The sequence below is a fragment of the Halomonas sp. AOP13-D3-9 genome (assembly GCF_052379125.1).
Taxonomy (GTDB): Bacteria; Pseudomonadota; Gammaproteobacteria; order Pseudomonadales; family Halomonadaceae; genus Vreelandella.
Genome location: NZ_JBQSYH010000005.1, coordinates 268,993 through 292,497 on the forward strand (window position 1 = coordinate 268,993; position 23,505 = coordinate 292,497).

The 23,505-nt window shown below is 55.0% G+C and carries 29 protein-coding genes; 18 read left to right on the forward strand and 11 right to left on the reverse strand.

Going from position 1 to position 23,505, the window contains the following annotated elements; genetic code table 11:
- Positions 1-5: 5 nt before the first annotated feature.
- The 9 genes from rapZ to ACT3UM_RS07800 form a co-directional block, all read right to left on the reverse strand.
- Positions 6-938: an RNase adapter RapZ gene (gene rapZ / locus ACT3UM_RS07760; protein WP_498897611.1), complete on the reverse strand. Its 933-nt coding sequence runs from the start codon at positions 936-938 to the stop codon at positions 6-8.
- A 91-nt stretch (positions 939-1,029) separates the two neighbouring features.
- Positions 1,030-1,497, reverse strand: a complete 468-nt coding sequence (locus ACT3UM_RS07765; protein WP_498897613.1) for a PTS sugar transporter subunit IIA — start codon at positions 1,495-1,497, stop codon at positions 1,030-1,032.
- A 4-nt stretch (positions 1,498-1,501) separates the two neighbouring features.
- The gene (gene hpf / locus ACT3UM_RS07770; RefSeq protein WP_007114683.1) at positions 1,502-1,810 is read right to left on the reverse strand and encodes a ribosome hibernation-promoting factor, HPF/YfiA family; all 309 of its coding nucleotides are present in this window, start codon (positions 1,808-1,810) and stop codon (positions 1,502-1,504) included.
- Positions 1,811-1,908: 98 nt separating this feature from the next.
- Complete coding sequence (locus tag ACT3UM_RS07775) at positions 1,909-3,324, reverse strand: RNA polymerase factor sigma-54 (protein ID WP_498897615.1); 1,416 nt, start codon at positions 3,322-3,324, stop codon at positions 1,909-1,911.
- A gap of 164 nt (positions 3,325-3,488) precedes the next feature.
- Positions 3,489-4,238: an LPS export ABC transporter ATP-binding protein gene (lptB, locus tag ACT3UM_RS07780; RefSeq protein ID WP_498897617.1), complete on the reverse strand. Its 750-nt coding sequence runs from the start codon at positions 4,236-4,238 to the stop codon at positions 3,489-3,491.
- An 11-nt stretch (positions 4,239-4,249) separates the two neighbouring features.
- A complete protein-coding gene (gene lptA, locus ACT3UM_RS07785) occupies positions 4,250-4,744 on the reverse strand; it encodes a lipopolysaccharide transport periplasmic protein LptA (protein ID WP_498897619.1) in 495 nt (164 codons plus the stop codon).
- A gap of 11 nt (positions 4,745-4,755) precedes the next feature.
- A complete protein-coding gene (gene lptC / locus ACT3UM_RS07790) occupies positions 4,756-5,325 on the reverse strand; it encodes an LPS export ABC transporter periplasmic protein LptC (RefSeq protein WP_498897620.1) in 570 nt (189 codons plus the stop codon).
- A complete protein-coding gene (locus ACT3UM_RS07795; RefSeq protein ID WP_035578357.1) occupies positions 5,326-5,868 on the reverse strand; it encodes a KdsC family phosphatase in 543 nt (180 codons plus the stop codon). It abuts the gene before it with no gap.
- 53 nt (positions 5,869-5,921) lie between these two features.
- On the reverse strand, positions 5,922-6,908 hold the full coding sequence (locus tag ACT3UM_RS07800; protein ID WP_498897622.1) for a KpsF/GutQ family sugar-phosphate isomerase: 987 nt from the start codon (positions 6,906-6,908) through the stop codon (positions 5,922-5,924).
- A 338-nt stretch (positions 6,909-7,246) separates the two neighbouring features.
- Here ACT3UM_RS07800 and ACT3UM_RS07805 point away from each other — a divergent pair, with 338 nt between their 5' ends.
- From ACT3UM_RS07805 to hisD, 9 genes are all read left to right on the forward strand, one after another.
- A complete protein-coding gene (locus ACT3UM_RS07805; RefSeq protein ID WP_498897624.1) occupies positions 7,247-8,062 on the forward strand; it encodes an ATP-binding cassette domain-containing protein in 816 nt (271 codons plus the stop codon).
- A 59-nt stretch (positions 8,063-8,121) separates the two neighbouring features.
- Positions 8,122-8,922 (forward strand): lipid asymmetry maintenance ABC transporter permease subunit MlaE, encoded by an 801-nt coding sequence (gene mlaE / locus ACT3UM_RS07810; protein ID WP_498897626.1) that lies wholly within the window; start codon positions 8,122-8,124, stop codon positions 8,920-8,922.
- A gap of 16 nt (positions 8,923-8,938) precedes the next feature.
- Positions 8,939-9,403, forward strand: coding sequence for an outer membrane lipid asymmetry maintenance protein MlaD (gene mlaD, locus ACT3UM_RS07815; protein WP_035578367.1), 465 nt, complete (start codon positions 8,939-8,941; stop codon positions 9,401-9,403).
- 98 nt (positions 9,404-9,501) lie between these two features.
- Positions 9,502-10,143, forward strand: coding sequence for an MlaC/ttg2D family ABC transporter substrate-binding protein (locus ACT3UM_RS07820; protein ID WP_498897666.1), 642 nt, complete (start codon positions 9,502-9,504; stop codon positions 10,141-10,143).
- The gene (locus ACT3UM_RS07825; protein ID WP_498897628.1) at positions 10,140-10,478 is read left to right on the forward strand and encodes an STAS domain-containing protein; all 339 of its coding nucleotides are present in this window, start codon (positions 10,140-10,142) and stop codon (positions 10,476-10,478) included. Before ACT3UM_RS07820 ends, ACT3UM_RS07825 begins: the two co-directional genes overlap by 4 nt.
- 92 nt (positions 10,479-10,570) lie before the next feature.
- Positions 10,571-10,822 (forward strand): BolA family protein, encoded by a 252-nt coding sequence (locus ACT3UM_RS07830; protein ID WP_007114696.1) that lies wholly within the window; start codon positions 10,571-10,573, stop codon positions 10,820-10,822.
- A gap of 10 nt (positions 10,823-10,832) precedes the next feature.
- Positions 10,833-12,095 (forward strand): UDP-N-acetylglucosamine 1-carboxyvinyltransferase, encoded by a 1,263-nt coding sequence (murA, locus tag ACT3UM_RS07835; RefSeq protein WP_498897631.1) that lies wholly within the window; start codon positions 10,833-10,835, stop codon positions 12,093-12,095.
- Between the two features lie 45 nt (positions 12,096-12,140).
- Complete coding sequence (gene hisG / locus ACT3UM_RS07840) at positions 12,141-12,794, forward strand: ATP phosphoribosyltransferase (RefSeq protein WP_498897633.1); 654 nt, start codon at positions 12,141-12,143, stop codon at positions 12,792-12,794.
- A 15-nt stretch (positions 12,795-12,809) separates the two neighbouring features.
- Positions 12,810-14,138 (forward strand): histidinol dehydrogenase, encoded by a 1,329-nt coding sequence (gene hisD / locus ACT3UM_RS07845; RefSeq protein ID WP_498897635.1) that lies wholly within the window; start codon positions 12,810-12,812, stop codon positions 14,136-14,138.
- Positions 14,139-14,175: 37 nt separating this feature from the next.
- Here the strand turns inward: hisD and ACT3UM_RS07850 are convergent, their stop codons facing one another.
- Complete coding sequence (locus ACT3UM_RS07850; RefSeq protein ID WP_498897637.1) at positions 14,176-15,441, reverse strand: Do family serine endopeptidase; 1,266 nt, start codon at positions 15,439-15,441, stop codon at positions 14,176-14,178.
- Between the two features lie 128 nt (positions 15,442-15,569).
- Between ACT3UM_RS07850 and ACT3UM_RS07855 the strand changes: the two genes are divergently transcribed.
- A complete protein-coding gene (locus ACT3UM_RS07855) occupies positions 15,570-16,331 on the forward strand; it encodes a Nif3-like dinuclear metal center hexameric protein (RefSeq protein ID WP_498897639.1) in 762 nt (253 codons plus the stop codon).
- A 60-nt stretch (positions 16,332-16,391) separates the two neighbouring features.
- Here ACT3UM_RS07855 and ACT3UM_RS07860 read toward each other — a convergent pair whose 3' ends face one another.
- Entirely contained in the window at positions 16,392-16,850 is a 459-nt protein-coding gene (locus ACT3UM_RS07860) for a Z-ring associated ZapG family protein (RefSeq protein WP_498897641.1), read from the reverse strand.
- A 208-nt stretch (positions 16,851-17,058) separates the two neighbouring features.
- Here ACT3UM_RS07860 and zapE point away from each other — a divergent pair, with 208 nt between their 5' ends.
- From zapE to ACT3UM_RS07900, 8 genes are all read left to right on the forward strand, one after another.
- A complete protein-coding gene (gene zapE / locus ACT3UM_RS07865; RefSeq protein WP_498897643.1) occupies positions 17,059-18,255 on the forward strand; it encodes a cell division protein ZapE in 1,197 nt (398 codons plus the stop codon).
- 185 nt (positions 18,256-18,440) lie between these two features.
- Positions 18,441-18,869: a 50S ribosomal protein L13 gene (rplM, locus tag ACT3UM_RS07870; RefSeq protein WP_007114705.1), complete on the forward strand. Its 429-nt coding sequence runs from the start codon at positions 18,441-18,443 to the stop codon at positions 18,867-18,869.
- Positions 18,870-18,882: 13 nt separating this feature from the next.
- Positions 18,883-19,272 (forward strand): 30S ribosomal protein S9, encoded by a 390-nt coding sequence (rpsI, locus tag ACT3UM_RS07875; protein WP_022523918.1) that lies wholly within the window; start codon positions 18,883-18,885, stop codon positions 19,270-19,272.
- A 208-nt stretch (positions 19,273-19,480) separates the two neighbouring features.
- Positions 19,481-20,080: a ubiquinol-cytochrome c reductase iron-sulfur subunit gene (petA, locus tag ACT3UM_RS07880; RefSeq protein WP_498897646.1), complete on the forward strand. Its 600-nt coding sequence runs from the start codon at positions 19,481-19,483 to the stop codon at positions 20,078-20,080.
- Positions 20,080-21,339, forward strand: a complete 1,260-nt coding sequence (locus ACT3UM_RS07885; protein WP_498897648.1) for a cytochrome b — start codon at positions 20,080-20,082, stop codon at positions 21,337-21,339. Before petA ends, ACT3UM_RS07885 begins: the two co-directional genes overlap by 1 nt.
- A complete protein-coding gene (locus tag ACT3UM_RS07890; RefSeq protein ID WP_498897650.1) occupies positions 21,339-22,106 on the forward strand; it encodes a cytochrome c1 in 768 nt (255 codons plus the stop codon). The genes ACT3UM_RS07885 and ACT3UM_RS07890 overlap by 1 nt, the downstream gene beginning before the upstream one ends.
- 149 nt (positions 22,107-22,255) lie before the next feature.
- Positions 22,256-22,882, forward strand: coding sequence for a stringent starvation protein SspA (gene sspA / locus ACT3UM_RS07895; protein ID WP_035578403.1), 627 nt, complete (start codon positions 22,256-22,258; stop codon positions 22,880-22,882).
- Positions 22,883-22,948: 66 nt separating this feature from the next.
- Entirely contained in the window at positions 22,949-23,455 is a 507-nt protein-coding gene (locus tag ACT3UM_RS07900) for a ClpXP protease specificity-enhancing factor (RefSeq protein WP_498897652.1), read from the forward strand.
- Positions 23,456-23,505: the final 50 nt, after the last annotated feature.

Here is a 23,505-nt window from a genome sequence, read left to right on the forward strand (position 1 = left end):
CGCGCTTAAGAAGTCTCTTCTCGCTCGTTGTTTGGAGTAGCGCTGAGGAGAGGAGCCGCCGGCTGATCGCTTAAGGTGTAGTGCAGCCCCAGCTCACGATGGCGTAGTTGAACGTCGCCCATGCTGGTGGCCAGCCTTTCTGCCAGCTTCTCGACCATATAGACCGAGCGGTGTTGGCCACCGGTGCAGCCAATCGCGATAGTCATGTAGCTGCGTTGGCTATTCTGGTAAGCGGGTAGCCAACGCTCTAGCCAAGCCAGAATGTCGTCGCTCATGGCGTCAACAATGGGATAGCCGCTCAAAAAAGCCACAATCTCAGCGTCGCGGCCGGTGAACTGGCGTAGCGTTGGGTCCCAGTAAGGATTCGGCAGACAGCGCACGTCGAAGACCAAATCAGCGTCTAACGGAACGCCGCGTTTATAACCAAACGACTCAAGGGTCAGCGTTAGCTTATCGCGGCGCTGGTGCGCTACCTGGTCGGTAATGCGACGGCGCAAATCGTGTACCGATAAGCGTGATGTATCGATCAATAGATCGGCGAGATCGCGAATATCCTCCAGCGTCTCCTCTTCTTTGTTGATCGCCTCTTCCAGGGTCATCTCGCTATCCCGAGTCAGCGGATGGCGTCGCCGGGTAGCGGAGTAACGCTCAAGCAGGATACGGGCATCGGTGGTCAAGTAAATAACTTGAAAATCGATTTTACGCTGGCGCAACTCTTCTAACAAAGACGGTAGGCGCTCCAGCGCTCCCGGCAAATTACGGGCATCAATACTGACCGCCAAGTGAGCACGGTCACCCTGGTCGCGTAATTCGTCCACCAACGAGCCCAGCAGCATAGCGGGGAGGTTATCAATGGCATAATAGCCAAGATCTTCCAGCGCCTGTAGAGCGATAGATTTGCCTGACCCGGAGCGGCCGCTAATGATCACCAGTTGCATAGAGTCTCTCTTTGCTTTGGTCAAGCTGCGTTGAGGGTGGTGAGCAAAACATTACCTGCCATAATGAACCTTAAAACAGGTTTGAAGATCTTTACGCGGATTGCTCACGAATTTTGGCGGTAATCAGCTCAAGTAGCTCTCGCTGACTGGCTGCTTTACGCAGCTGCTGGCGTGTATCCGCATCATTCATGATGGTCGCTACTTGGCCGAGCAGAGAGAGGTGCGTGTCATCTGCCTCTTCGGGTACCAGCAGGACAAACACCAGATCTACCGGGTCACCGTCGATAGCGTCAAAATCAATCGCTTCTGAGAGTTTTAAAAAACCAGCGATAGGAGCGTTGCAGTGGGGGCTACGCGCATGAGGAATAGCCACACCGTTACCAATACCGGTACTGCCTAAGCGCTCGCGGCCGATTAAACGGCTAAACACTTCTTGGCTGTCCAGGCTGGGGATATTTTGCGCGATAAAGGTGCTGTAAAACTCCAGCACCCTTTTTTTGCTGCCCCCGGGTACGTCAAACAGAACGCGCTCCGGGGGGAGTATGGTTTCCAACGTCATTGAATTAACGCACACCTGCGCCTTGGGCGCGAGCTTGTGCTTTTTCCTTGTGTTTAACGAGTTGACGGTCGATTTTATCCGCTAGGGCGTCGATAGCGGCGTACATATCACTGTCGAGGGCTTCCGCATGTAAGTCAGCACCTGCGGCGTGCAGCGTACAAGCGGCCTGCTGGCGCTCTTTCTCCACTGATAAGGTGACTTGCACCGTGGTTATATTGTCGTAATGGCGCTCTACACGCTCAAGCTTTTCGTTGACATAGTCACGCAAGGCGTCAGTCAGTTCTACGTGATGACCAGTGATATTTACTTGCATTGACGTGCTCCTTATCCATCGGACTGTACTTCGATTGTAACCCTTTTTGCCGCGTTGCAAAGCCCTTGTCGAGAGATTCGCTGCAACGTCGACATAACCTAGCGTAAACGGCGCCGCTCACTGGAGGAGGGAATGCCCATGGCCTCACGATATTTAGCCACCGTACGCCGTGCCACTTGAATCCCCCCTTCGCCTAATAGCGTGACCAAGCGGCTGTCTGAGAGCGGCTTGCCGGGTGGCTCCTCTTGAATCAATTTCTTGAGTCGCGCGCGGATGGCGGTGCTGGAGTGACTGTCGCCATCTTGACCGCTTACCTGACTTGAGAAAAAGTACTTGAGCTCGAACACGCCCCGGGGGGTATGGATATATTTTTGCGTCGTGACCCGTGAAATCGTCGATTCGTGCATCTCCACAGCTTCGGCAATATCGGCCAGTATCAGCGGCTTCATGGCTTCTTCACCGTGCTCTAAAAAGCCAATCTGGCGGGTGATGATTTCGCGCCCCACGCGCAGCAGCGTATCGTTACGGCTCGAGAGGCTCTTAATCAGCCAGCGTGCTTCCTGGAGGTGCTCTTTGAGAAACTGGTTGTCATCGCTTTTGTCCGCACGCTTAATCAAGCTGGCGTAGTCGGGCTGAATACGCAGCCGTGGCAGGGCCTCTGGGTTGAGTTCTAAATGCCAGCCTTCGTTATCGTGGCGGACGACCAGGTCGGGGGTTACATAGCTGTCATCGGTGTCGCCGTAGGCGCTGCCTGGGCGAGGGTCGAGGCTGCGAATAAGTAGGATGACATCGGCCAGCTGTTGGTCATCGAGCCCCAGGCGGCGCTTTAGCAGACGCATGTCATCCTTGCCAAGCGCTTCAAGGAACTGCCGCACTAGGCGGCGGGCGGGAACCAGTAGCGGCGTATCATCGGGCAGGGCGGCGAGCTGCAGCATCAGGCATTCACGCAGGTCGCGGGCAAAGATGCCGGTCGGCTCAAACTGCTGGAGTTTGAGCAGAATGGTTTCCACTTCGCGCTGGCTAAGCCCGTCAACGCCCTGGGCGCGCAGGCCCTCACGGATATCGTTAAGCGGCTGGGTTAAGTAGCCGTTCGCATCGAGCGCGTCGATTAGGCTCTCTGCGACAAGCTGTTCGCGAGCGCTAAAGTCGGTCATGGCGAGTTGCCACAGTAGGTGCCCATGCAGGCTTTGTCCGGCCGCCTGACGCTCAAAGTCGGGGCCTTCGCTGCTGCTGCCGCCCTGGCTACCCATATCCTGATAGGTATCTGACCAGTCGCTATCTACCGAGAGTTCAGTGGGGATGCTTTCTGACCACTCTTCCTCTTTAGGCTCGCTGACAGCCTGCTCATCAAATTCATCTTCCTGCTCCAGCATGGGATTGGCATCTAGGGCCTGCTGAATTTCTTGACGAAGGTCCAGCGTCGAGAGTTGCAACAGCGCAATCGCCTGTTGCAACTGGGGCGTCATGGTCAGCTGTGTGCCGATACGCAGTTGGAGAGAAGCTTTCATGACCATCTGAGAACCACTCGTTAATCAGAATGCTCCACCCTAGTGCGAGTGAGTGCCCGGTGCAAGTGCAATAAGCATGCCATTGGTAGTAAAGTTGTTGCAGAGCGCTATTTACAGAACCAAAAAATAGGTTTAAGGGCAGGCGATAATTGTCGGCACAGTTGATCAGTTTAAAGGCGAAAATCAGCGCCCAGATATACGTCTCTGACCTTCTGATTATCGAGAATGGCACTGGGTGAGCCGCTGGCAATGATTTGCCCATCACCCACGATATAGGCGATATCGCAAATATCGAGGGTTTCACGCACGTTGTGATCGGTGATCAGCACGCCAATATGACGCTGCTTCAGCGCACGGATGATGGTTTTGATCTCGCCTACCGAAATAGGGTCGACGCCGGCAAAGGGCTCATCCAGTAGAATAAAGGCAGGGTCAGTGGCCAGCGAGCGGGCAATTTCTACACGCCTGCGCTCACCGCCCGAAAGGCTCATGCCAAGGTTGTCGCGAATGTGGGTGATATGAAAGTCTTCGAGTAGCGCTTCCAGGCGCTGTGCGCGTCCTGCGCGGTCAAGCTCTTTGCGCGTCTCGAGTATCGCCATAATGTTATCGGCAACCGAGAGCTTGCGAAAAATAGACGCCTCTTGGGGGAGGTAGCCAATACCCGCCGCTGCGCGCTCGTGCATCGGCGCGCGGGTTAAATCCACCGCATCGATTCCGACCTTGCCAGCATCGGATTTCACCAGCCCGACAATCATATAGAACGAGGTGGTTTTCCCTGCGCCGTTGGGGCCCAGTAGGCCAACAATACTGCCTTGGGAGATCTCTAAATTGATGTCTTTGACCACTCGACGACGCTTGTAGCTCTTCGCCAGGTGGTGGGCATACAGGGTTTTGATCGGCGCAGTGTCAGCAGTTGCCACAGCTTGGCTCCCTATTGTTCAGGCTGAATCGTCATACGAATGCGCTGGGGCTCACTGCCGTCAACGTCAGAGCGCGCTTGAATCACTTCGCGGTCAATAAAATACTCAAGGCGCCCACCGGTAAAGGTATCTTCCTGTTGGATCAGTTCGGCTTGGTCGATTAGCTCTACGCGGCGCTCGGCGACGTGGTAAATAATCCTTCGCGCCCAACCTTCCGTCGGGCCATCTTGCCCTTCGGCTTGATGGCGCAGGTAGGCGCGCTCACCGGTGGCGGTTGCCGTCGAGAGTTCACCAGCCGCGTTGCGTTCGATCTCTACCCGCTCCCCGCGCAGCCGCATCTCGCCCTGACGAATATCCACATTCCCGGTATACACGGCGGTGCCCGCCCGTTGGTCGAGATCTAAACGGTCGGCTTCGATTTCCACCGGGGCCTGTTGTGAGGTTTGGGCCAGAGCCGATAGCGGCATCGCGAGCGCAAACAGGGCGGTGTAAATAAGTGCTTTCATGACAATTCCTATTAGCGTTGCGTGGCCGGGGGGTGCGTGCCGCGCACATTATCAGTTAGCCGAACCTGGCTATTGTTAAGCCACACATCCATGCGTGAGGCACTCATTTGCTGGGGCGGTTGCTGCAGCATTACCGGTGTTGCACTCCACGCATGCTGAGTTAGGCCATCATAATGCAATAGCTCAGTATCTAGCTGCCAGCCTTCATCCGGCGCGACCAGACGAGCCGAACCTGACAGCAGCAGGGCTTGGGTAGCGGTATTGAGCGTGCCGACATCGGCGCTGGCCAGCCACTGACGGTTTTCGCTGTCGTAGAGTACGGCTTCGGGCTCTTCGGTCCAGGTTTCACTTTGCTGTGGGGTATGAATTAGGCGCGGTGTTTTTAGCGACTGCAATACCTTGCCGTTATCACCAAACAGGGTGATTTCAGCGTTTTCGAGTACATGGCCTGGCTCCTGAGCCTGCGCTTCAGGATCGATGGCAATGTCTTGAGGTCCGCCGGGGTCAAGCCATACCAGTAGAGCGCCCAGCGCGATAACCAGTCCGCCGAGCCAAAGGCGTACGTTAAGTCGCTTCAACATTTATGGTCGACCATGCAGATAGGTGTCAAGCACCGCGCCCCAGTGCCCTTGAGATTCAAGCAGCGTGTCGCAGATTTCACGCACGGCGCCGTGGCCACCCAGGCGTTCGGTGGTCCAGTCAGCGTGGGTGTGCATATAATCCGGCGCGTTAGGTACCGTAATGCCGACGCCGCAGCGCTTAATCGCCGCTAGGTCGGGTAGGTCGTCGCCGCAATAGGCCACCTGCTCCAGCTCGATATCAAGGCGCTGGCAGAGCCCGCGCAGGGTCGCCAGTTTGTCCTCACAGCCTTGATGGACATGGTCGATACCCAGGGCAGCAGCACGTTGACTTACCATCGGCGAATCGCGGCCGGTAATCAGCGCAACATGCACGCCCACGCGTTTGAGCAGCTTTAATCCATGGCCATCCTGAGTATGGAAGGCTTTGATTTCGATTCCATCGGCTTGAAAGTAGAGGCGGCCATCGGTGAGGACACCGTCAACATCGAGCGCCAATAGGCGTACGCGGCGGAGTCGATCAAGTAGCGCGGCAGGTAGGGTCATAGAGCCTCCATATCAGTGATTTTTAAAACCAGTCGGCATAGAACGGTGATGGGTTAAATAACGCCGCTAGCGAGCAGGTCGTGCATATGTAGAGCCCCAATAGGGCGCTGTTGTTCATCCACCACCGCGAGCGCGGTAATCCGGCTCTCTTCCATAATGCGTACAGCTTCGGCCGCCAGAATGTCGGGGCCGATGCGTTTGCCTGGCCGGGTCATAACGTCGTCAACGAGGACATCGCGCAGATTGTGAAACTGATCCAGCGTGCGGCGCAGATCGCCATCGGTGTAGACACCAGCGAGGCGTCCATCGCTATCCACCACACAGGTAAAGCCAAGCCCTTGCCGGGTAATCTCCAATAACGCATCGCGCAGCGGGCTGCCCAGCGCGACCTGGGGCAGACGCGCACCGTCGTGCATGAGGTCCCTAACGCGTAGCAGTAAGCGCTTGCCTAAACTGCCGCCGGGGTGGGAGAGGGCAAAATCTTCGGCGGTAAAGCCGCGTGCTTCCAGTAACGCAACCGCCAGTGCATCACCCAGGGCGAGGGCAGCGGTGGTGGAGCTGGTGGGAGCGAGGTCGAGCGGGCAAGCCTCACGCTCAACGCCACTGTTAAGATGCGCATCAGCGTGTTTGGCAAGCGTGGAGTGGGGGCGGCCGGTCATGCTCACTAACGGTGTGCCGAGGCGTTTAAGCAGCGGCAGAAGAGCAGTGACTTCGGCTGTTTCCCCTGAGTTGGATAATGCCAGCACCACATCGGCGCGGGTAATCATGCCTAGATCGCCGTGGCTGGCCTCACCAGGGTGAACGAAGAAGGCCGGCGTGCCCGTGCTGGCAAGCGTTGCTGCCAGCTTGCCAGCAATGTGCCCCGACTTGCCCATGCCGGTCACCACCACACGCCCTTGGCAGGCGAGGATCAGCTCGCAGGCGCGGTCGAAGCTTTCGTCGAGCTTAGCCTGGAGACCGCCAATGGCTGCCTGCTCAATTTGCAGCGTACGCAGTGCGCTTTCGCGTAGTAGGCTGGATGAAGCGAGAGGCTGGCGCATAGCGTTTTCTCTTAACAATTGAAAATATAAAAAGTAGTAACCGCCAAGAATAACATCTCGATACCTCTAATAGGCAGTAATTGAGGTGGAGTGCTACCGCCGTTGGCTATTGGCACATCTCCGTGTCGAGGGCAGGTTGACGCGAGGGCGCTACATTACACAGATCGCCAACGCCGATAGCCCTGTTCAGTCGGAAGGCTCGCTCCTGCATTCATCTCTTGTGTCGTTATAGTACAATGTTTGACAATCTTTTAGAAACACTGTTTTCTAACCGCGGCGGTAGCAAGTAGGGTATGCTATTTCGCTTTAGCCGCGCCTCGTTAAGAGTCAACTGAGCCATGACAGATGCACCTTTTATAGAAATTGAAGAGCTTTATTTCTCACGTGGCGATCACGAAATTTTCCGTGGTGTGAATATGACCATACCGCGGGGTAAAGTGACGGCGATCATGGGGCCAAGCGGTACCGGTAAAACAACGCTGCTGAAACTGATCGGCGGGCAGTTGACCCCGGAGAGCGGGCGCATACTCATTGATGGTCAGGATGTTCATCGGCTATCCCGGAAGGCGCTATTTACGCTACGCAAGCGGATGGGAATGCTGTTTCAGAGTGGCGCACTGTTTTCCGATTTGGATGTGTTCGAGAACGTAGCCTTCCCGCTGCGCGTGCATACTGATTTGCCCGACACCATGGTGCGCGATCTGGTGTTGCTAAAGCTACAGGCCGTCGGACTGCGCGGAGCGCGCCACTTAACGCCCGCGGAACTGTCCGGGGGGATGGCTCGCCGGGTGGCGTTGGCCCGTGCGGTAGCGCTGGATCCGGAGCTGATTCTGTATGACGAGCCGTTTGTGGGGCAGGATCCTATTTCTATGGGCGTGTTGGTGCAGCTCATCAAGCGCCTGAATCAAGCGCTGCAGCTAACCTCCGTGGTGGTCTCCCATGATATCAAGGAGACCTTGAGCATTGCGGATTACCTCTATTTAATTGCCGATGGTCAGGTGGTCGCCCATGGCACGCCGCAAACGTTGGACACTAACCAAGATCCGCGGGTTAGCCAGTTTATTCATGGCGAACCCGATGGCCCGGTGCCGTTTCACTACCCTGCTGAAGCGTTTTATCGCGACATTCTGGGTGACGCCCCGGTGACACCATAGGGATAGGCGACAACGTTAGCTTAAATGCACACATGCAGGGCAAATAAAGGGCAGGGTTAATGCAGTCAAAGTTCTCTAATAGCACCGCGCGTATCACCCGGCTAGGGCGTCGAGGGTGCGATTTAATGGAAGCATTAGGCCGTGCCGGGGTGTTTCTATTCCAGTCAGCGATTGGCGTGCCTTCCCGGGAAGGTTGGCGTTTGTGGTTGCACCAGATGCACTTTGTTGGCGTGCTTTCGCTGGCCATTGTGTTGGTGTCGGGGCTGTTTATCGGCATGGTGCTGGCGCTGCAGGGCTATACCATACTGGTTGATTTCGGGGCTGAGCAGGCGCTGGGTCAAATGGTAGCGCTTTCGCTATTGCGTGAGCTTGCCCCCGTAGTGGCGGCGCTGCTGTTTGCTGGTCGGGCAGGCTCTGCGCTCACCGCCGAGATTGGTTTGATGAAAGCCACAGAGCAGCTCACCAGCATGGAAATGATCGGGGTTGATCCGCTACGCCGCGTGGTGGCCCCACGCCTATGGGCTGGCTTTGTGTCGCTGCCTATCCTAACGGTCGGTTTTAGCGTGGTGGGTATTTGGGGCGGCTACCTGGTGGGCGTCGAGTGGTTAGGCGTTTTTGAGGGCTCCTACTGGAGCAACATGCAAGCCAACGTGGCCTTTCTCAGTGATATTGGTAACGGCATGATCAAAAGCGCCGTATTTGCCTTGGTGGTAACCTGGATTGCGGTGTTCCAGGGGTATGATTTGGTGCCCACTTCGGAAGGTATCTCGCGTGCTACTACGCGCACGGTAGTGTATTCGTCGCTTGCAGTATTGGGGCTTGATTTTGTGTTGACCGCCATGATGTTTGGCGGCCTTTAATGGCTGGAGCAGTTTCATGAAACGCAGTAAAACCATGGAGTTCGGTGTAGGCCTGTTTATGGTGGCAGGCATCCTGGGGCTTGTGTTCCTCGGCTTGCGGGTTAGTGGACTGACGCTCTCTGCGCCCACACAGTCATTTCAGCTAGAGGCCAACTTCGCCAATATTGGCAGTTTAAAGCCCCGTGCCAGGGTCACTATGGCGGGCGTAACGGTGGGGCGGGTAGAAGCTATTGAGCTGGATACCGAGTGGTTCGATGCGCGGGTAGTGCTCAGCCTGGATAGCGAACTTGAAGGCCAGCTCTCAAGAGACTCAATTGCCTCTATTCTGACCGCAGGCTTATTAGGCGAGCAGTACATTGGCCTTAGTGTAGGCGGCGATCCTGAGATGCTGGAAAATGGCGACACCATTCGCGACACCCAGTCGGCACTAGTGTTGGAAGAACTTATTCAGCAGTTTGTGTCCAATATGGCAAGTAACTAGTGTTTCAAATGGCAGGTGCTAATTCAGTGCAACCAGTGCAATAACGGGCCCAGGGCAAAACGGGTTGGGAGATAATGGCTATGAATGGAGTGAGCGTGATGTTGGGTCGTTGGTTTTTGATGGTAATAGTGATGGCAGCGTTAATGATGCCCCTGCAATCACAGGCGCAGTCTCAGACGCCAGAAGAGATGGTGCGCGATAACGTTGAGTCGCTGATGGCAGACCTTCAGGGCCGTAAGGATTACTATGCCAATAACCTGAGCGAGCTTGAGGCGTTGGTGGATAGCAATCTCGATCAGGTAGCGGATTTTCGCTATATCGGTGCCAGCGTGATGGGCAACTATTTTCGTAACGCTTCTCCAGAGCAGCGCCGTCGTTTTGTCGATGTGTTTCGGCAAACGCTGATCGATACCTATACCCGCGGGCTGGTGACGTTTGATTACGATGAGCTGCGGGTATTGGATACCCAGCAGGCCCAGCGCTATGACGACCAGGCCAGCGTTGCCATGGAAGTCGTGGCCAGTGATGGGCAAGTCTATCCCGTTAGCTATAGTCTGAGGCTCTCCAATGGTGAATGGCGGGTGGTGAATGTGATCGTTAATGGCATTAATCTGGGTCTGACGTTCCGCAATCAGTTTGACCAAGCCATGCGTGATAACAATCGCGATTACGATGCGGTTATTAACGGTTGGTCGCCTGAGGTGGGCGTTGAAGAGCTTGAACAGGGAGGCGATGCGTGACAGCGCTGTTTTCACACCCCGGCGTCACCGTTAGCGTAGAAGACGCTACCCTGCTCGTAGTAGGGGATGTAGAGGTAACCGTGGCGGCCGATTTGGCCGCCAGTGGTGTTAAATGGCTCAAGCACACCGAACTAACCACCATCAGCTTTGATTTCAGCCGCGTTGAAAAGGCCAGCAGCGTTGCCATTAGCGTGCTGTTTGAATGGCTCCGCATCTGCCAACAGCGCGGTATCCAGGTTCAATTCATTCACTTTTCAGCTCCGCTGCGCCGCCTTGCCTCACTGGCTGAATTGGATGCGTTGATTGAGCAACCCACCGCTACCTTGGCAGTTTAAAAGTACGCCATCGCCAAGCGCGCTGCTTTTCTTTATTATGTCGACCCAATTACGCTCAATGATAACGATGACCCCAAAGGAGTTTTTGCGCCATGCAACCCAACGAGGTAAAAGCACTGCTTGAATCCCGTATCGACGGATGCCAGTTCCATATCCAGGGTGAAGGCTGTAATTTTCAGGTGATTGCGGTTGGCGATGCCTTTGAAGGTCTCTCTCCGGTCAAACGTCAGCAGCTTGTCTACGCTGCGCTGAGCGATGAGATCGCCTCGGGTGCGCTCCACGCTATTAGCATCAAAACGTTTACCCCGGCGCAGTGGCAAACTGCACCGGAAAACGTTCAATAACGGTCGTACCATGGATAAATTAATCATTACCGGCAATGGATCGGTAGACGGTGAGGTGTGGGTGAGCGGCGCCAAAAATGCGGCGCTGCCCATTCTGTGTGCCAGCCTATTGGCCGATGGTCCTGTGGTGATTGGTAACTTGCCCCATCTACAGGATATTACCACCACGCTAGAACTGCTTGGCCGCATGGGCGTTGAGCCGGTGATGGGTGAGAAACTGAGTATTCAGTTGGATGGTTCCCAAGTCACTCAGTGTCATGCACCGTATGAGCTGGTTAAAAAAATGCGTGCCTCGATCCTGGTGTTGGGTCCTCTGCTTGCCCACTTTGGTAAAGCCGATGTATCGCTGCCCGGTGGTTGCGCCATTGGCTCACGGCCAGTGGATTTGCATATTCGCGGTTTAGAAGCCATGGGGGCAGAGATTCGCGTTGAGGCTGGCTATATCCGCGCGCGGGTAGATGGTCGTCTAAAAGGGGCAACTATTTACTTTGATACCGTGACAGTGACCGGTACCGAAAACCTGTTGATGGCGGCGACCCTGGCCGATGGCAAAACCGTTCTGGAAAACGCTGCCCGCGAGCCGGAAATTGTCGACTTGGCTGAGTGCTTGATCAAAATGGGCGCTAACATCAGCGGTCAAGGCACTGACACCATTACTATCGAAGGCGTCGAAAAACTCCACGGTTGCGAGCACGATGTAATGCCTGACCGTATCGAGACAGGCACCTTTCTAGTTGCCGCCGCCATGACCGGCGGCCGGGTGAAGGTCAAGCGCACCCGGGCCGATATTCTGGATGCGGTCATTGCCAAGCTGGAAGAGGCGGGTGCCGAAGTCACCTGCGGCGACGACTGGATTGCTCTGGATATGCACGGTAAGCGTCCTAAGGCGGTGAATATTCGCACTGCGCCCTATCCGGCGTTTCCCACCGACATGCAGGCGCAGTTCGTGGCCATGAACGCAGTGGCCGTGGGGCATTCTCGGGTGGTCGAGACGATTTTCGAGAACCGCTTTATGCATGTTCAAGAGCTAAACCGCATGGGCGCCAACATTGTGCTGGAAGGTAATACCGCCTTGATCGAGGGGGTCGAGAAGCTTTCCGGTGCGCCGGTAATGGCCACCGACCTGCGTGCTTCTGCTTCGCTGGTGATTGCAGCCATGATGGCCGAAGGCGAAACGCTGGTGGATCGTATTTACCACATTGACCGTGGCTACGAGTGTATCGAAGAGAAATTGCAGCTGCTGGGTGCACGTATTCGCCGTATACCCGGCTAAGTCATGCTATTAATCCCTGCATTCGAATAACGACGGGCCAATACGATGAGTAAGCAACTGATTTTAGCCCTCTCGAAGGGCCGTATTCTGGAAGAGACGCTGCCGCTGCTAGCCGACGCGGGCATCACGCCTGCCGAGGATTTAAGCAAAAGCCGTAAGCTGTTGTTTGATACCAATTTGCCCGACGTAAAACTGGTCATTATCCGTGCTACCGACGTGCCCACCTACGTTCAGTTGGGGGCCGCCGATGTTGGCATCGCAGGCAAAGATGTGCTGCTTGAGCACGGTGCTGAAGGGCTTTATGAACCGCTGGATTTGGAAATTGCCCGCTGTAAGTTGATGACCGCGGGTGTGACCGGCGAGTTGCCGGCCCGCGCCCGGCGTCGGGTGGCCACGAAATTTGTTAACGTGGCGCGACGCTATTACGCCGAGCAGGGCATCCAGGCCGAGGTGATCAAGCTCTACGGCGCTATGGAGCTTGCGCCGCTGATGAACCTGGCCGATGAGATTGTCGATATCGTCGATACCGGCAACACCCTGCGGGCAAATGGCATGGAGCCCCGCGAGCTTATTGCCCATATCAGCACCCGGCTAGTGGTCAATAAGGCCGCGATGACCATGAAACATGAGCGTATTAAGCCGTTACTCGACCGCTTAGCCAGTGCGGTCAAAAAGCGTCAGACCCAGCTTGCCGAATGATCTGAGGTGACCCCCATGAGTGAGCCCATGAGCAAACAGACGACTGCGACGATTTCACGCCTATCGACAAGCGATGCTGCCTTTAACCATCGGCTTGATGCGCTGTTGGATTGGGAAGGGGTGTCTGATAAAGCGATACAGACGCGGGTAGAAGAAATCCTTGCCAGCGTAAAACAGCGGGGCGATGCGGCGGTGGTGGAAGCCACCAATCGTTTTGACCGGCTTTCTGCTGCCTCGATGGATGAGCTGCAGTTGACGCCCGAGCAGTTGAAAAGGGCGTTTGATAACTTGCCCGCTGAACAGAGAGAGGCGCTTTCCAGTGCGGCCGAACGCATCAAGCGCTACCACGAGCGCCAAAAGCCCAGCTCCTGGCAGTATGAAGAGGCTGATGGCACGGTGCTGGGGCAGAAAGTCACCCCGCTGGATCGCGCCGGCATTTATGTCCCCGGTGGTAAAGCGGCTTACCCCTCGTCGGTGCTGATGAATGCGATTCCTGCCCATGTGGCCGGGGTGCGCGAAATCGTTATGGTCGTGCCTACGCCGGATGGCGTGCTCAATGAGCTGGTGCTGGCCGCGGCCCACTTGGCAGGTGTCGACTATGTATTCACGATTGGTGGTGCCCAGGCGATTGCAGCGCTTGCCTACGGCACTGAAAGCGTGCCGCGGGTCGATAAGATAGTCGGCCCAGGCAATATTTATGTAGCCACGGCCAAGCGTGCTGTGTTTGGTCAGGTGGGCATCGATATGATTGCCGGGCCCTCGGAAATCATGGTGGTTTCTGATGGGCAGACCGATCCCGATTGGCTGGCCATGGATCTGTTCTCCCAGGCCGAGCACGACGAAGATGCCCAGGCGATCCTGGTCAGTTGGGATGCGCAACACTTAGAGGCTGTCGAAGCGGCGATTGAGCGGCTGCTGCCGACCTTAGGGCGCGAAGAGATTGTGCGCGAGTCGCTAGGCAAGCGGGGAGCATTGGTGCTCTGTCAGGACGCTCAAGAAGCGATTACGCTGATTAACCGGATTGCCCCTGAGCACCTGGAGCTTTCGGTGGCTGCACCAGAAACATGGCTAGACGAGATCCGTCATGCTGGCGCGATATTTATGGGGCGTTACACCGCCGAAGCGCTAGGTGACTATTGTGCTGGTCCCAACCACGTGCTGCCTACCTCTGGCACGGCGCGCTTCTCTTCACCGCTGGGTGTTTACGACTTCCAAAAGCGCTCTTCGATTATTCACTGCTCCGCAGACGGCGCTTCTGAGCTCGGTAAAATCGCCTCGGTATTGGCGCGGGGTGAGTCACTAACCGCCCACGCCCGCTCAGCGGAGTACCGGATCCACGATTGATACACCCGGCGACGCTTCAGCGCGCTCATATTGCTAGCTATGAGTCGCGCTGACCGGGGGTCTCTTCATTAATTGGGATGGTAGGTAACGGGCGTTCGCCAACTTCCAGCGTCATTTCCAAGCGTTCGCCGCTACGTACGATGGTGAGCGGTAACGAAGTGCCGGGGGCTATAGAGGCGATTTCGCTCATCGTGTTACGGGCATCCAAAATGGGCTGACCGTCGACGGAGAGTAGTACATCGCCTGGTTCCAGCCCCGCTTTTTCGGCGGGCCCACCGCTGACAACGCCGGCGACGATGACGCCTTGGGGCGTTTGCAGCCCAAAGGAAGCCGCCAGTTCCCGGGATAGTGCCTGCGCTTCAATGCCCAGCCAGCCACGAATCACCCGCCCCTGAGTGACCAATTCATCGAGAATGCTGTGGGCAAGGTTGGCGGGTATGGCAAAGCCAATGCCTTGAGAGCCTCCTGAGCGTGAGAAGATCGCGGTATTAATCCCGACCATAGCACCTTCGGGGTTGATCAAAGCGCCGCCTGAATTGCCCGGATTAATGGCCGCATCTGTTTGAATAAAGTCTTCGTAGGCGTTGAGCCCTAAATGATTGCGCCCCGTGGCGCTAATGATGCCCATGGTGACCGTCTGGCCGACGCCAAAAGGGTTGCCAATGGCGAGCGCTACATCGCCTACTGCCACATCGGCAGAATCCGCCAGTTCAATGACTGGCAGATCGTCCAGAGTAATTCTTAGCACGGCTAAATCACTCTCTGGGTCTGTGCCAATCACTTCCGCCAGGGTTTCGCGCCCATCACGCAGAGCGACCTGGATTTCATCGGCGTCGTTGATAACATGGTGATTGGTCAGAACGTAGCCGTCCTCGCTGACGATAACGCCAGAGCCGAGACTAGACAGCATCCGCTGGTGGGTGGTGGCGTCATCGCCCTGATTATCGAAAAATTGCTGAAAAAACGGATCCGACATCAGCGGGTGTTGATCGCGTTCAACGATGCGCGAAGAGTAAATGTTTACCACCGCGGGGGCGGCTTGCTCCACCGCCTGGGCGTAGCTGACAGGGCCGTTGTTACGAGACAGCGGCGCTGCCTGATGAATTTCCGGCGCAGGACGGTTGGGATTAGGCTCTACCAGTGTCGGGGTCGCAGAAATCACCGGGTCTGGCGTCTGGGGGGCTTGTGGCGATGAATCACGAAACGGGTTGGGTAACTGCTCGGGAAGTGCAAAGAGGATCACCACCGCGAGCAGTACGCCTGTGATAACAGGCCAGAGATAAGGCAGCACGTAGCGTCGCATGCGATCATTTCCTTAGCGGTTCGGTCTCGCTGTTCGCGATAAAAAGCAGCAGGTTTTACAATGGTTTTATGGTAACACTTTCTTAGCAACTTCCTCACGGGTGCAGTTAAATCAATAAAGGATGCAATATGATTCATCGTGACCAAGTAGTGGCCGCCTGTGACCATCAGTTACGTGCGGCGGATTTTAAAGATTTTACCATTAACGGCTTGCAGGTAGCTGGCAGCGAGCAAGTTAAGCGCATCATGACGGGAGTGACGGCCTGTCAGGCGCTGCTGGATGAGGCCGTCGCATGGCAGGCGGATATGGTGCTGGTGCATCATGGCTACTTTTGGAAGAATGAGCCCGTAGCAATTACCGGCATGAAGCAGAAGCGGATTAAAACGCTGCTTGATAATGATATCAGCCTGTTAGCCTATCACCTGCCCTTGGATGCACATGCGGAAATGGGCAATAACGCCGAGTTGGCCCGTCGCTTGGGGTGGAAGGTAGAAGGGTGTATTGATGGCGAGCTTGGGGAGGGGCTTTTGTGGTCGGGGCGTTTACCGCAGTCGCAGTCGGTTAGCGCATTAGCCGCGCAAATAGCGCAAACCTTGCAGCGTGAGCCTTTGGTCATTGAGGCCCCGCTGGAGGGGGGTGTCGAGCGCATTGCCTGGTGTACCGGTGGGGCGCAAGACATGATTACCGCTGCCTTTGATGCTGGCGCGCAGGTATTCGTATCGGGTGAGATCTCCGAGCGAACCACTCATCTGGCGCGGGAAATGGGCATTCACTATATCGCCGCCGGGCACCACGCCACGGAACGTTATGGGATTCAGGCACTGGGCGAGTGGCTAAGCGATGAGTACGACGTTGAGCATCGCTTTGTGGATATTGATAACCCTGCTTAACATTCAATGCCCCGGATCGCTGGTAGCAGAAGCCGGGGCTGCTTAATTATTATGGGGGGGCTAGTAGCGCGGCGGCTGGGGTGTCGCCGCCTCATTGCCTTTCAGGCCAAAGTCTTCAGACAGCGTGCCGCCTTTGCCATCCGCGTAGTCACGGGGCGTAGCAGGAGTGTTGGTGTCCGCCGTTGTCTGCTGCTCTTGGGCTGAGTCAACGCCCGAAAGATCGAGGCTGGGCTGGATGGCTGCATCGCGAATATTCCACTCCGCTGCGTCCTCTTTGAGCTGAAGCTCAAGCTGGTTGGCTTCATCACGAATGTTGCTTAGACGTTGATAAATGCCCGTTAAATGGCTGCCCACGCTGCTCTTCATCTCGGCAATCTGGTGCTCGCGTTCGAGTAGCTTTTGGCGCATGGCAGAGGCCTCGCGCTGGTTCTTGCTGAACAGCCGATAAGCGACCGCTCCAACGATTAGGCCGATAATAAACCCGATGATGGCAAACGTTAATGGTGAGCTCGCGTCCACAGTGTTCTCCCTGGCGCCTTGAATCTAACAGTTAGGCTGCATTAGCTAGCAGCTTAAGAATTGAACAGGCTGCTATTATAGGCGTCAGTCAGCCGGTTGGGTCAATCCACTCATGCGCTTAGATGTCTCTACAGGTATAATCACTGCCTTCTTAAGGTTGCCAGTGGTTGTGCTGGCTGCTGCCTTATATGCTGTGGGAGGCGAGTGCATGTCATCAACATCTGCGGGTGGGGCAGCGAGAAAGACGCGCCCTGCATCGCCTATAGAGCGCTATCGGGCGGACTTAGAGCGCGATGATTTTCAATATGATGCTGCTCAGGAGTTGGCGGTAAAGCATCTTCAGCGGCTCTACGATGAGCTTGTCGCCGCGCCTACGACGGTCCCCAAGGCGTTGGTCGCTAATAAAGGCCTGCATAAAGGGTTAAAAGCCAAAATGGCGGGGTTTATGGGTAAGAAATCCTCATCGCCTGAGGAGCCTGCTTTGCCGCAAGTTAAGGGTCTCTATTTTTGGGGCGGAGTAGGGCGTGGCAAGACTTACCTAGTCGATACCTTTTATGAAGCCTTGCCCTTTCCCGACAAAATGCGCACCCATTTTCACCGCTTTATGCAGCGGGTTCATAACGAGCTGACCCACTATAAAGGTGAAAAAAATCCGCTCACGCTAATCGCCGGTAAGTTTGCCACCGAGGCGCGGGTTATTTGCTTTGATGAGTTTTTTGTTAAAGATATTACCGACGCCATGATTCTCGCCAATTTGCTGGAAGCGCTGTTCGAGCGTGGAGTGGTACTGGTGGCGACCTCCAACATCGTGCCTGATGATTTATATAAAGACGGTCTGCAGCGGGCGCGCTTTTTGCCGGCTATTGAGCTTGTGAACCGCCACTGTGAAGTGGTTAACGTCGATTCTGGGGTGGACTATCGGCTGCGCGCCTTAGAGCGAGCCGCCATCTTTTACTCACCGTTGGATGCGTCCGCTGAGCGTGAGCTGTCGCGCAGCTTTCGGGAAATAGCCGGAAACGAAGGGGAGCCGGAGGCATCGCTGGAGATCAACCATCGGGTGCTAAAAACGCGCCGTCTGCATGATGACGTTGCCTGGTTTGAATTTCTGGAGCTTTGCGATGGGCCGCGCAGCCAAAACGACTATATTGAGCTGGCTAGGGAGTTCCATACAGTGTTGGTTTCCAATGTCAGGCGTATGGATGCCAAGCAGGATGATCAGGCGCGCCGCTTCATTAATATGGTCGATGAGTTTTATGACCGCGGCGTGAAGCTGCTGATGTCAGCAGAAGCGCCGATTGAAGAGCTGTATAGCGATGGCAAGCTGACGTTCGAGTTCCAGCGAACCCTCTCACGCCTGCAAGAGATGCAGTCCAAAGAGTACTTGGCGCTGGCGCATAAACCCTAGAGCATGGGGCGTGCGTCGACCCAGTAAAAAAGTCACGAAACGGCTTAACTTGTCAGTGGCCTTACTGTAGAATGCCGCCTCGCTGCATGTTGCTGGCGTAAACCAGCAACCAAAAAGAATAGGGATGGTGCTTCGCCGTATAACGGTGTAAGTCACCCAATACATTTAATCTGGTGATTTCATCCATGAAGACGTTCAGTGCTAAGCCGCAGTCCGTCCAGCGCGACTGGTATGTAGTCGACGCTACGGACAAAACGCTCGGTCGTCTGGCAACCGAGATTGCTCGCCGCCTACGTGGCAAGCATAAGCCCGAATTTACCCCTCACGTTGATACTGGCGACTACATCGTCGTCATCAACGCAGAGAAAGTCCATGTAACCGGTAATAAGGCGAAGGCTAAAACCTACTACCGCCACACTGGTTATCCGGGCGGTCTGCGCTCTATGACCTTCGACAAAATGCTTGATCATGCGCCCGAGCGTATCATTGAGTCTGCCGTTAAAGGCATGTTGCCGAAAGGTCCCTTGGGCCGTGCCATGTACACTAAGTTAAAAGTGTACGCTGGCGCCGAGCATCCGCATGCTGCCCAACAGCCGCTTGAACTGAACCTCTGAGGAAATCTTCGCCATGACACAGCAGTATTACGGTACCGGGCGCCGCAAGACTTCCACCGCTCGCGTGTTTATGAAGCCGGGCTCTGGCAAAATTACTGTCAATAACCAAGACCTTGACCTCTACTTTGGTCGTGTTACCGGTCGTATGGTTGTTCGCCAGCCGCTTGAGCTGACTGAAACCCTGAACCAGTTTGACATCTTCGTAACTGTCGCTGGCGGCGGTGGCTCATCTCAAGCCGGCGCTATTCGTCACGGCATTACTCGCGCCCTGATGAACTATAATGAAGACCTGCGTCCTTCGCTACGTGCCGCTGGTTACGTAACGCGTGATGCACGTCAAGTTGAACGTAAGAAAGTCGGTCTGCGCAAAGCACGTCGTCGTCCGCAGTTCTCTAAGCGTTAATTTCCACGCTATGCGGCAAAACGCCCAGGTCATCGACCTGGGCGTTTTTTATTGGAATATCAAAAAATTATATTGCTTGTACCACTATGGTCACGAGCGGTTGTTCTTGTGCACAGCGCTTTGTTTTTTTACCATAGAGCGTAATTAATATTCGTCGCCGCGGGATCTCTTTGCGGCGGAACGGGTAAGCTGATGGGAGAAACCTGAAATGGCAGATAACGGCGTAAACAAAGGCCGACGCCGTTTCCTCGTAGGCGCCACCTCCGTAGTAGGTGCGGTAGGTGCTGTCGGGGTAGCGGTACCCTTTGTGGCTTCTTGGCAGCCTAGTGCCAGGGCAAGAGCGGCGGGTGCTCCCGTTCAAGCAGACATATCCAAGCTTGAGCCTGGGCAACGTATGACCGTTGAGTGGCGTGGTCGCCCAATCTGGATTATCAATCGCACGCCGGAAATGATCGAGCGTACTGAATCGCTGACGGGAGACCAGTTAGCCGACCCGAATTCGGAAGTGCCGCAGCAGCCTGCTTATATCGATGGCGGGCTGCGCTCTATCAAGCCTGAAATTGGGGTGTTGATCGGTATTTGCACCCATTTAGGCTGTTCGCCGCTTTTCCGGCCCGAGCCTGACGCAGAGGGAGTGGGCGTTGATAACTGGCCGGGTGGCTTCTTCTGTCCATGCCACGGTTCTCGCTTTGATTTGGCGGGTCGCGTATTCAATAACGTTCCTGCGCCGACCAATCTTGAGGTTCCACCCTACCGCTTTGAGAATGACGATATCATCGTCATCGGCGAAGATGAGGAGGCTGCCTGATGGGTAATCCGAATAAAGCCAAAGCGGAAAAAGGCCTCATGCGCTGGGTGGATGACCGCTTCCCTGCTACGCAAATGTGGCAAGAACATCTCTCCAAATACTATGCGCCGAAAAACTTTAACTTTTGGTATTTCTTTGGCTCGTTAGCGCTGCTGGCGCTGGTGAATCAAATCCTGACCGGGGTTTGGTTGACCATGAGCTTTAACCCTTCTGCTGAAGGTGCGTTTGATTCTGTCGAATACATCATGCGCGATGTGGAGTGGGGGTGGCTGATTCGCTATATGCACACCACCGGTGCCTCTGCCTTCTTTCTCGTTGTTTATCTGCATATGTTCCGTGGTCTTTTATACGGTTCTTATAAAGCCCCCCGCGAGCTGGTGTGGGTTTTTGGTATGACGATTTACCTGGTGCTCATGGCGGAAGCCTTTATGGGCTATTTGCTACCATGGGGGCAAATGTCCTACTGGGGCGCCCAGGTTATTATCTCGCTATTCTCGGCTATTCCGGCAATCGGACCCGACCTGGCGCAGTGGGTGCGTGGTGATTTCCTGATTTCAGGTATTACCCTTAACCGTTTCTTTGCCCTGCATGTGGTCGCCTTGCCGATCGTTATTCTGGCGCTCGTTGTGCTGCATATCATTGCCCTGCATGAGGTGGGTTCTAACAACCCAGACGGCATTGATATCAAACAGAAGAAAGATGAGGCGGGTATACCGCTGGACGGAATTCCTTTCCACCCCTACTACACGGTGAAAGACCTTGTTGGCGTGGCCGTCTTCCTGTTCGTTTTCTGTGTGGTGGTATTCTACTTCCCAGAAGGCGGCGGCTATTTCATTGAGCGGCCTAACTTTGACCAGGCGAACCCGCTGCAGACGCCCGATCACATTGCGCCCGTTTGGTATATGACGCCGTTTTACGCCATTTTGCGCGCGATAACCTTCTCGGTGTTTGGCTTAGACGCTAAGTTCCTGGGGGTTATATTTATGGGGGCGGCGATTGCCATACTGTTTGTTCTGCCCTGGTTGGATCGTAGTCCGGTGCGCTCGATGCGTTACAAAGGCTGGATATCGAAAGTAATGCTGCTGCTATTTGCCATCAGCTTCGTTATTCTCGGTGTCTTGGGTGTATTACCATCAACCACAGGGCGAACCATTCTGGCGCAAGCATGCACCGTGATTTACTTCGCCTTCTTCGTCTTGATGCCTATTTACACCAAGCTTGAGAAGACTAAACCCGTTCCGGAAAGGGTGACTGGCTAATGAAAAAGTATCTATTTGGACTCCTTTTCGCCTTAGTGCCAGTAACCGCGATGGCTGCAGGAGGCGCGAGCGTGCCTCACTCAATGGATCCTGATTTGCACGATCAAGCCTCGCTGCAAAATGGCATGAAGCTCTATGTCAACTACTGCATGGGCTGTCACTCGCTTCAGTATCAGCGCTTTTCGCGTGCGGCAGATGACTTGGGAATGCCCCAGGATCTGGTTGAAGATAATCTGATTTTCTCACCTGATCTGGCCTATAACGATCAGATGCATAACGCCATGAACAGTGGCGATGCAGAGGGTTGGTTCGGAGCGCCACCGCCTGATCTGTCGCTAAAAACGCGTGTGCGTGGAACTGATTGGATCTACTCTTATCTGCTGGGTTTCTATAAAGACCCTAGCCGTCCCACGGGCGTTAACAACACGGTGTTTGACTTAGTCGCAATGCCGAACGTGTTGGAGCCTCTGCAGGGCGTGCAGGAGCTGGTGTGTGCTGAAACGGATCACCCGGTAGAGGGCCAAGAGCCGGATGCGTTATCGGGCAAGTACCAGTCGTGTGATGTGCTGCAGGTGACCGAACCGGGTGAGCTCGAACCAGCTGAGTTTGAGGAAGCGATGTATGATCTTACTAACTTCCTGGCTTACGTAGGCGAGCCCTCCAAGCTTCAGGCCCAGGCGCTGGCGCCTAAAGTACTGATCTTTATTTTCATTTTTGGTGTGATTGCTTACCTGCTCAAGCGTGAGTACTGGCGAGATATCCACTAATTAGCAGTAGCTGATGGTCAGTAGGGCGCACGGCGTAAGCCGTGCGCCTTTTGCTTGTCGGCATGGCAATAAAGCAAAGCAGGCTAGCTTCCCCTAAGGTAGCGCTGGCGTGTTATTATCCAAGATTGTTTTGATGTGAGGATGCTTTCATGGGTGTTGTGGCCAAGCGGTCGTCGATGATCTTTTACTCAGGTAGTGATGATCATTTCAGTCATCGTGTGCGCATTGTGTTGGCCGAGAAGGGGGTTGCCGTCGATATTGTCGATGTGCTCGACGAAAAACCACCGGAAGAGCTGGCAGACCTCAACCCGTACAACAGCGTGCCAACGCTGTTAGATCGTGACTTGGTGCTGTATGAATCCAAAGTCATGATGGAGTACTTGGATGAGCGTTTTCCGCATCCTCCGCTGTTGCCTGTTTATCCAGTAGCGCGTGCGCAAAGCCGCCTTTGGATGCACCGCATTGAGCGCGAGTGGTGCCCAATGGTCGACCTGATTCGTAGCGGTGGAAAGAAAGAGGCAGATAAGGCACGTAAAGAGTTGCGTGAAAGTCTGATTGGCATATCGCCAATTTTCGAGGACATGCCTTTCTTTATGAGCGAAGAGTTTACGCTGGTGGACTGCTGTTTGGCGCCTTTATTATGGCGTTTGCCGGAGCTCAATATCGAGTTGCCTGAAAAACAGGTCAAGCCGCTGCTGTCCTACATGTCGCGAGTATTCGAGCGTGAAGCATTTAAGGCATCTTTAAGTGAGCGTGAAAAAGAGATGCGCGCTTGAATTCATTCGGCTCCCTTGCGCGTGATAAGGGCAGGGAGCCTTTCTTGTAAGGAGGAGGGAGTCTAGATGAAATCGAGTCGCCCCTATCTCGCCCGAGCCCTCTATGAGTGGTTGTTGGACAATGAGTTGACGCCTTACCTAGTGGTTGACGCTACCTTGCCAGGCGTGGAAGTACCCCGCCAGTTTGTTCAGAACGGTCAGATCGTTTTGAACGTAGCACCGACCGCCGTGCGTGATCTCTTTATGGAGAATCAGGCGATAGGTTTTAATGCGCGCTTTGGCGGGCAGCCTATGCAGGTGATGATACCGACCGAGGCCTTAATCGCTATTTATGCCCGAGAAAATGGCGCTGGAATGGTCTTTGGCCATGAACCTGAGTTGGGCGAAGGTGCCGAATCCTTTGGCGATATTGAGGATGAGGAGAATTCCTCTACCAAGCCTGAGCTGTCGGTGACTGAGCCGGTTGCTGAAAAGCCTGGCAGCGATTCTAACGCTTCAAGCGAAGACGCTGATAAAGAGGCGCAAGCAAAGAGCAAGGCGAAGAAAAAGCCAACCCTGCGGGTTGTTAAATAACGCTCAGGGTAGCCGCACAAAAAAGCCTCGCTTAATAAGCGAGGCTTTTT

Coding starts and splice junctions, on each gene's coding strand:
- ACT3UM_RS07800 (WP_498897622.1), bottom strand. CDS start 6,908: ATGCGCCAGCCTCTCGCTTCATCCAGCCTACTACGCGAAAGCGCACTG.
- hpf (WP_007114683.1), bottom strand. CDS start 1,810: ATGCAAGTAAATATCACTGGTCATCACGTAGAACTGACTGACGCCTTG.
- hisD (WP_498897635.1), top strand. CDS start 12,810: ATGAGTGAGCCCATGAGCAAACAGACGACTGCGACGATTTCACGCCTA.
- ACT3UM_RS07805 (WP_498897624.1), top strand. CDS start 7,247: ATGACAGATGCACCTTTTATAGAAATTGAAGAGCTTTATTTCTCACGT.
- ACT3UM_RS07850 (WP_498897637.1), bottom strand. CDS start 15,441: ATGCGACGCTACGTGCTGCCTTATCTCTGGCCTGTTATCACAGGCGTA.
- ACT3UM_RS07900 (WP_498897652.1), top strand. CDS start 22,949: ATGAAATCGAGTCGCCCCTATCTCGCCCGAGCCCTCTATGAGTGGTTG.
- sspA (WP_035578403.1), top strand. CDS start 22,256: ATGGGTGTTGTGGCCAAGCGGTCGTCGATGATCTTTTACTCAGGTAGT.
- ACT3UM_RS07885 (WP_498897648.1), top strand. CDS start 20,080: ATGGGTAATCCGAATAAAGCCAAAGCGGAAAAAGGCCTCATGCGCTGG.
- rplM (WP_007114705.1), top strand. CDS start 18,441: ATGAAGACGTTCAGTGCTAAGCCGCAGTCCGTCCAGCGCGACTGGTAT.
- mlaE (WP_498897626.1), top strand. CDS start 8,122: ATGCAGTCAAAGTTCTCTAATAGCACCGCGCGTATCACCCGGCTAGGG.
- lptA (WP_498897619.1), bottom strand. CDS start 4,744: ATGAAAGCACTTATTTACACCGCCCTGTTTGCGCTCGCGATGCCGCTA.
- ACT3UM_RS07855 (WP_498897639.1), top strand. CDS start 15,570: ATGATTCATCGTGACCAAGTAGTGGCCGCCTGTGACCATCAGTTACGT.
- hisG (WP_498897633.1), top strand. CDS start 12,141: ATGAGTAAGCAACTGATTTTAGCCCTCTCGAAGGGCCGTATTCTGGAA.
- mlaD (WP_035578367.1), top strand. CDS start 8,939: ATGAAACGCAGTAAAACCATGGAGTTCGGTGTAGGCCTGTTTATGGTG.
- ACT3UM_RS07830 (WP_007114696.1), top strand. CDS start 10,571: ATGCAACCCAACGAGGTAAAAGCACTGCTTGAATCCCGTATCGACGGA.
- rapZ (WP_498897611.1), bottom strand. CDS start 938: ATGCAACTGGTGATCATTAGCGGCCGCTCCGGGTCAGGCAAATCTATC.
- ACT3UM_RS07795 (WP_035578357.1), bottom strand. CDS start 5,868: ATGACCCTACCTGCCGCGCTACTTGATCGACTCCGCCGCGTACGCCTA.
- ACT3UM_RS07820 (WP_498897666.1), top strand. CDS start 9,502: ATGTTGGGTCGTTGGTTTTTGATGGTAATAGTGATGGCAGCGTTAATG.
- rpsI (WP_022523918.1), top strand. CDS start 18,883: ATGACACAGCAGTATTACGGTACCGGGCGCCGCAAGACTTCCACCGCT.
- murA (WP_498897631.1), top strand. CDS start 10,833: ATGGATAAATTAATCATTACCGGCAATGGATCGGTAGACGGTGAGGTG.
- ACT3UM_RS07765 (WP_498897613.1), bottom strand. CDS start 1,497: ATGACGTTGGAAACCATACTCCCCCCGGAGCGCGTTCTGTTTGACGTA.
- ACT3UM_RS07890 (WP_498897650.1), top strand. CDS start 21,339: ATGAAAAAGTATCTATTTGGACTCCTTTTCGCCTTAGTGCCAGTAACC.
- lptC (WP_498897620.1), bottom strand. CDS start 5,325: ATGTTGAAGCGACTTAACGTACGCCTTTGGCTCGGCGGACTGGTTATC.
- petA (WP_498897646.1), top strand. CDS start 19,481: ATGGCAGATAACGGCGTAAACAAAGGCCGACGCCGTTTCCTCGTAGGC.
- ACT3UM_RS07775 (WP_498897615.1), bottom strand. CDS start 3,324: ATGGTCATGAAAGCTTCTCTCCAACTGCGTATCGGCACACAGCTGACC.
- zapE (WP_498897643.1), top strand. CDS start 17,059: ATGTCATCAACATCTGCGGGTGGGGCAGCGAGAAAGACGCGCCCTGCA.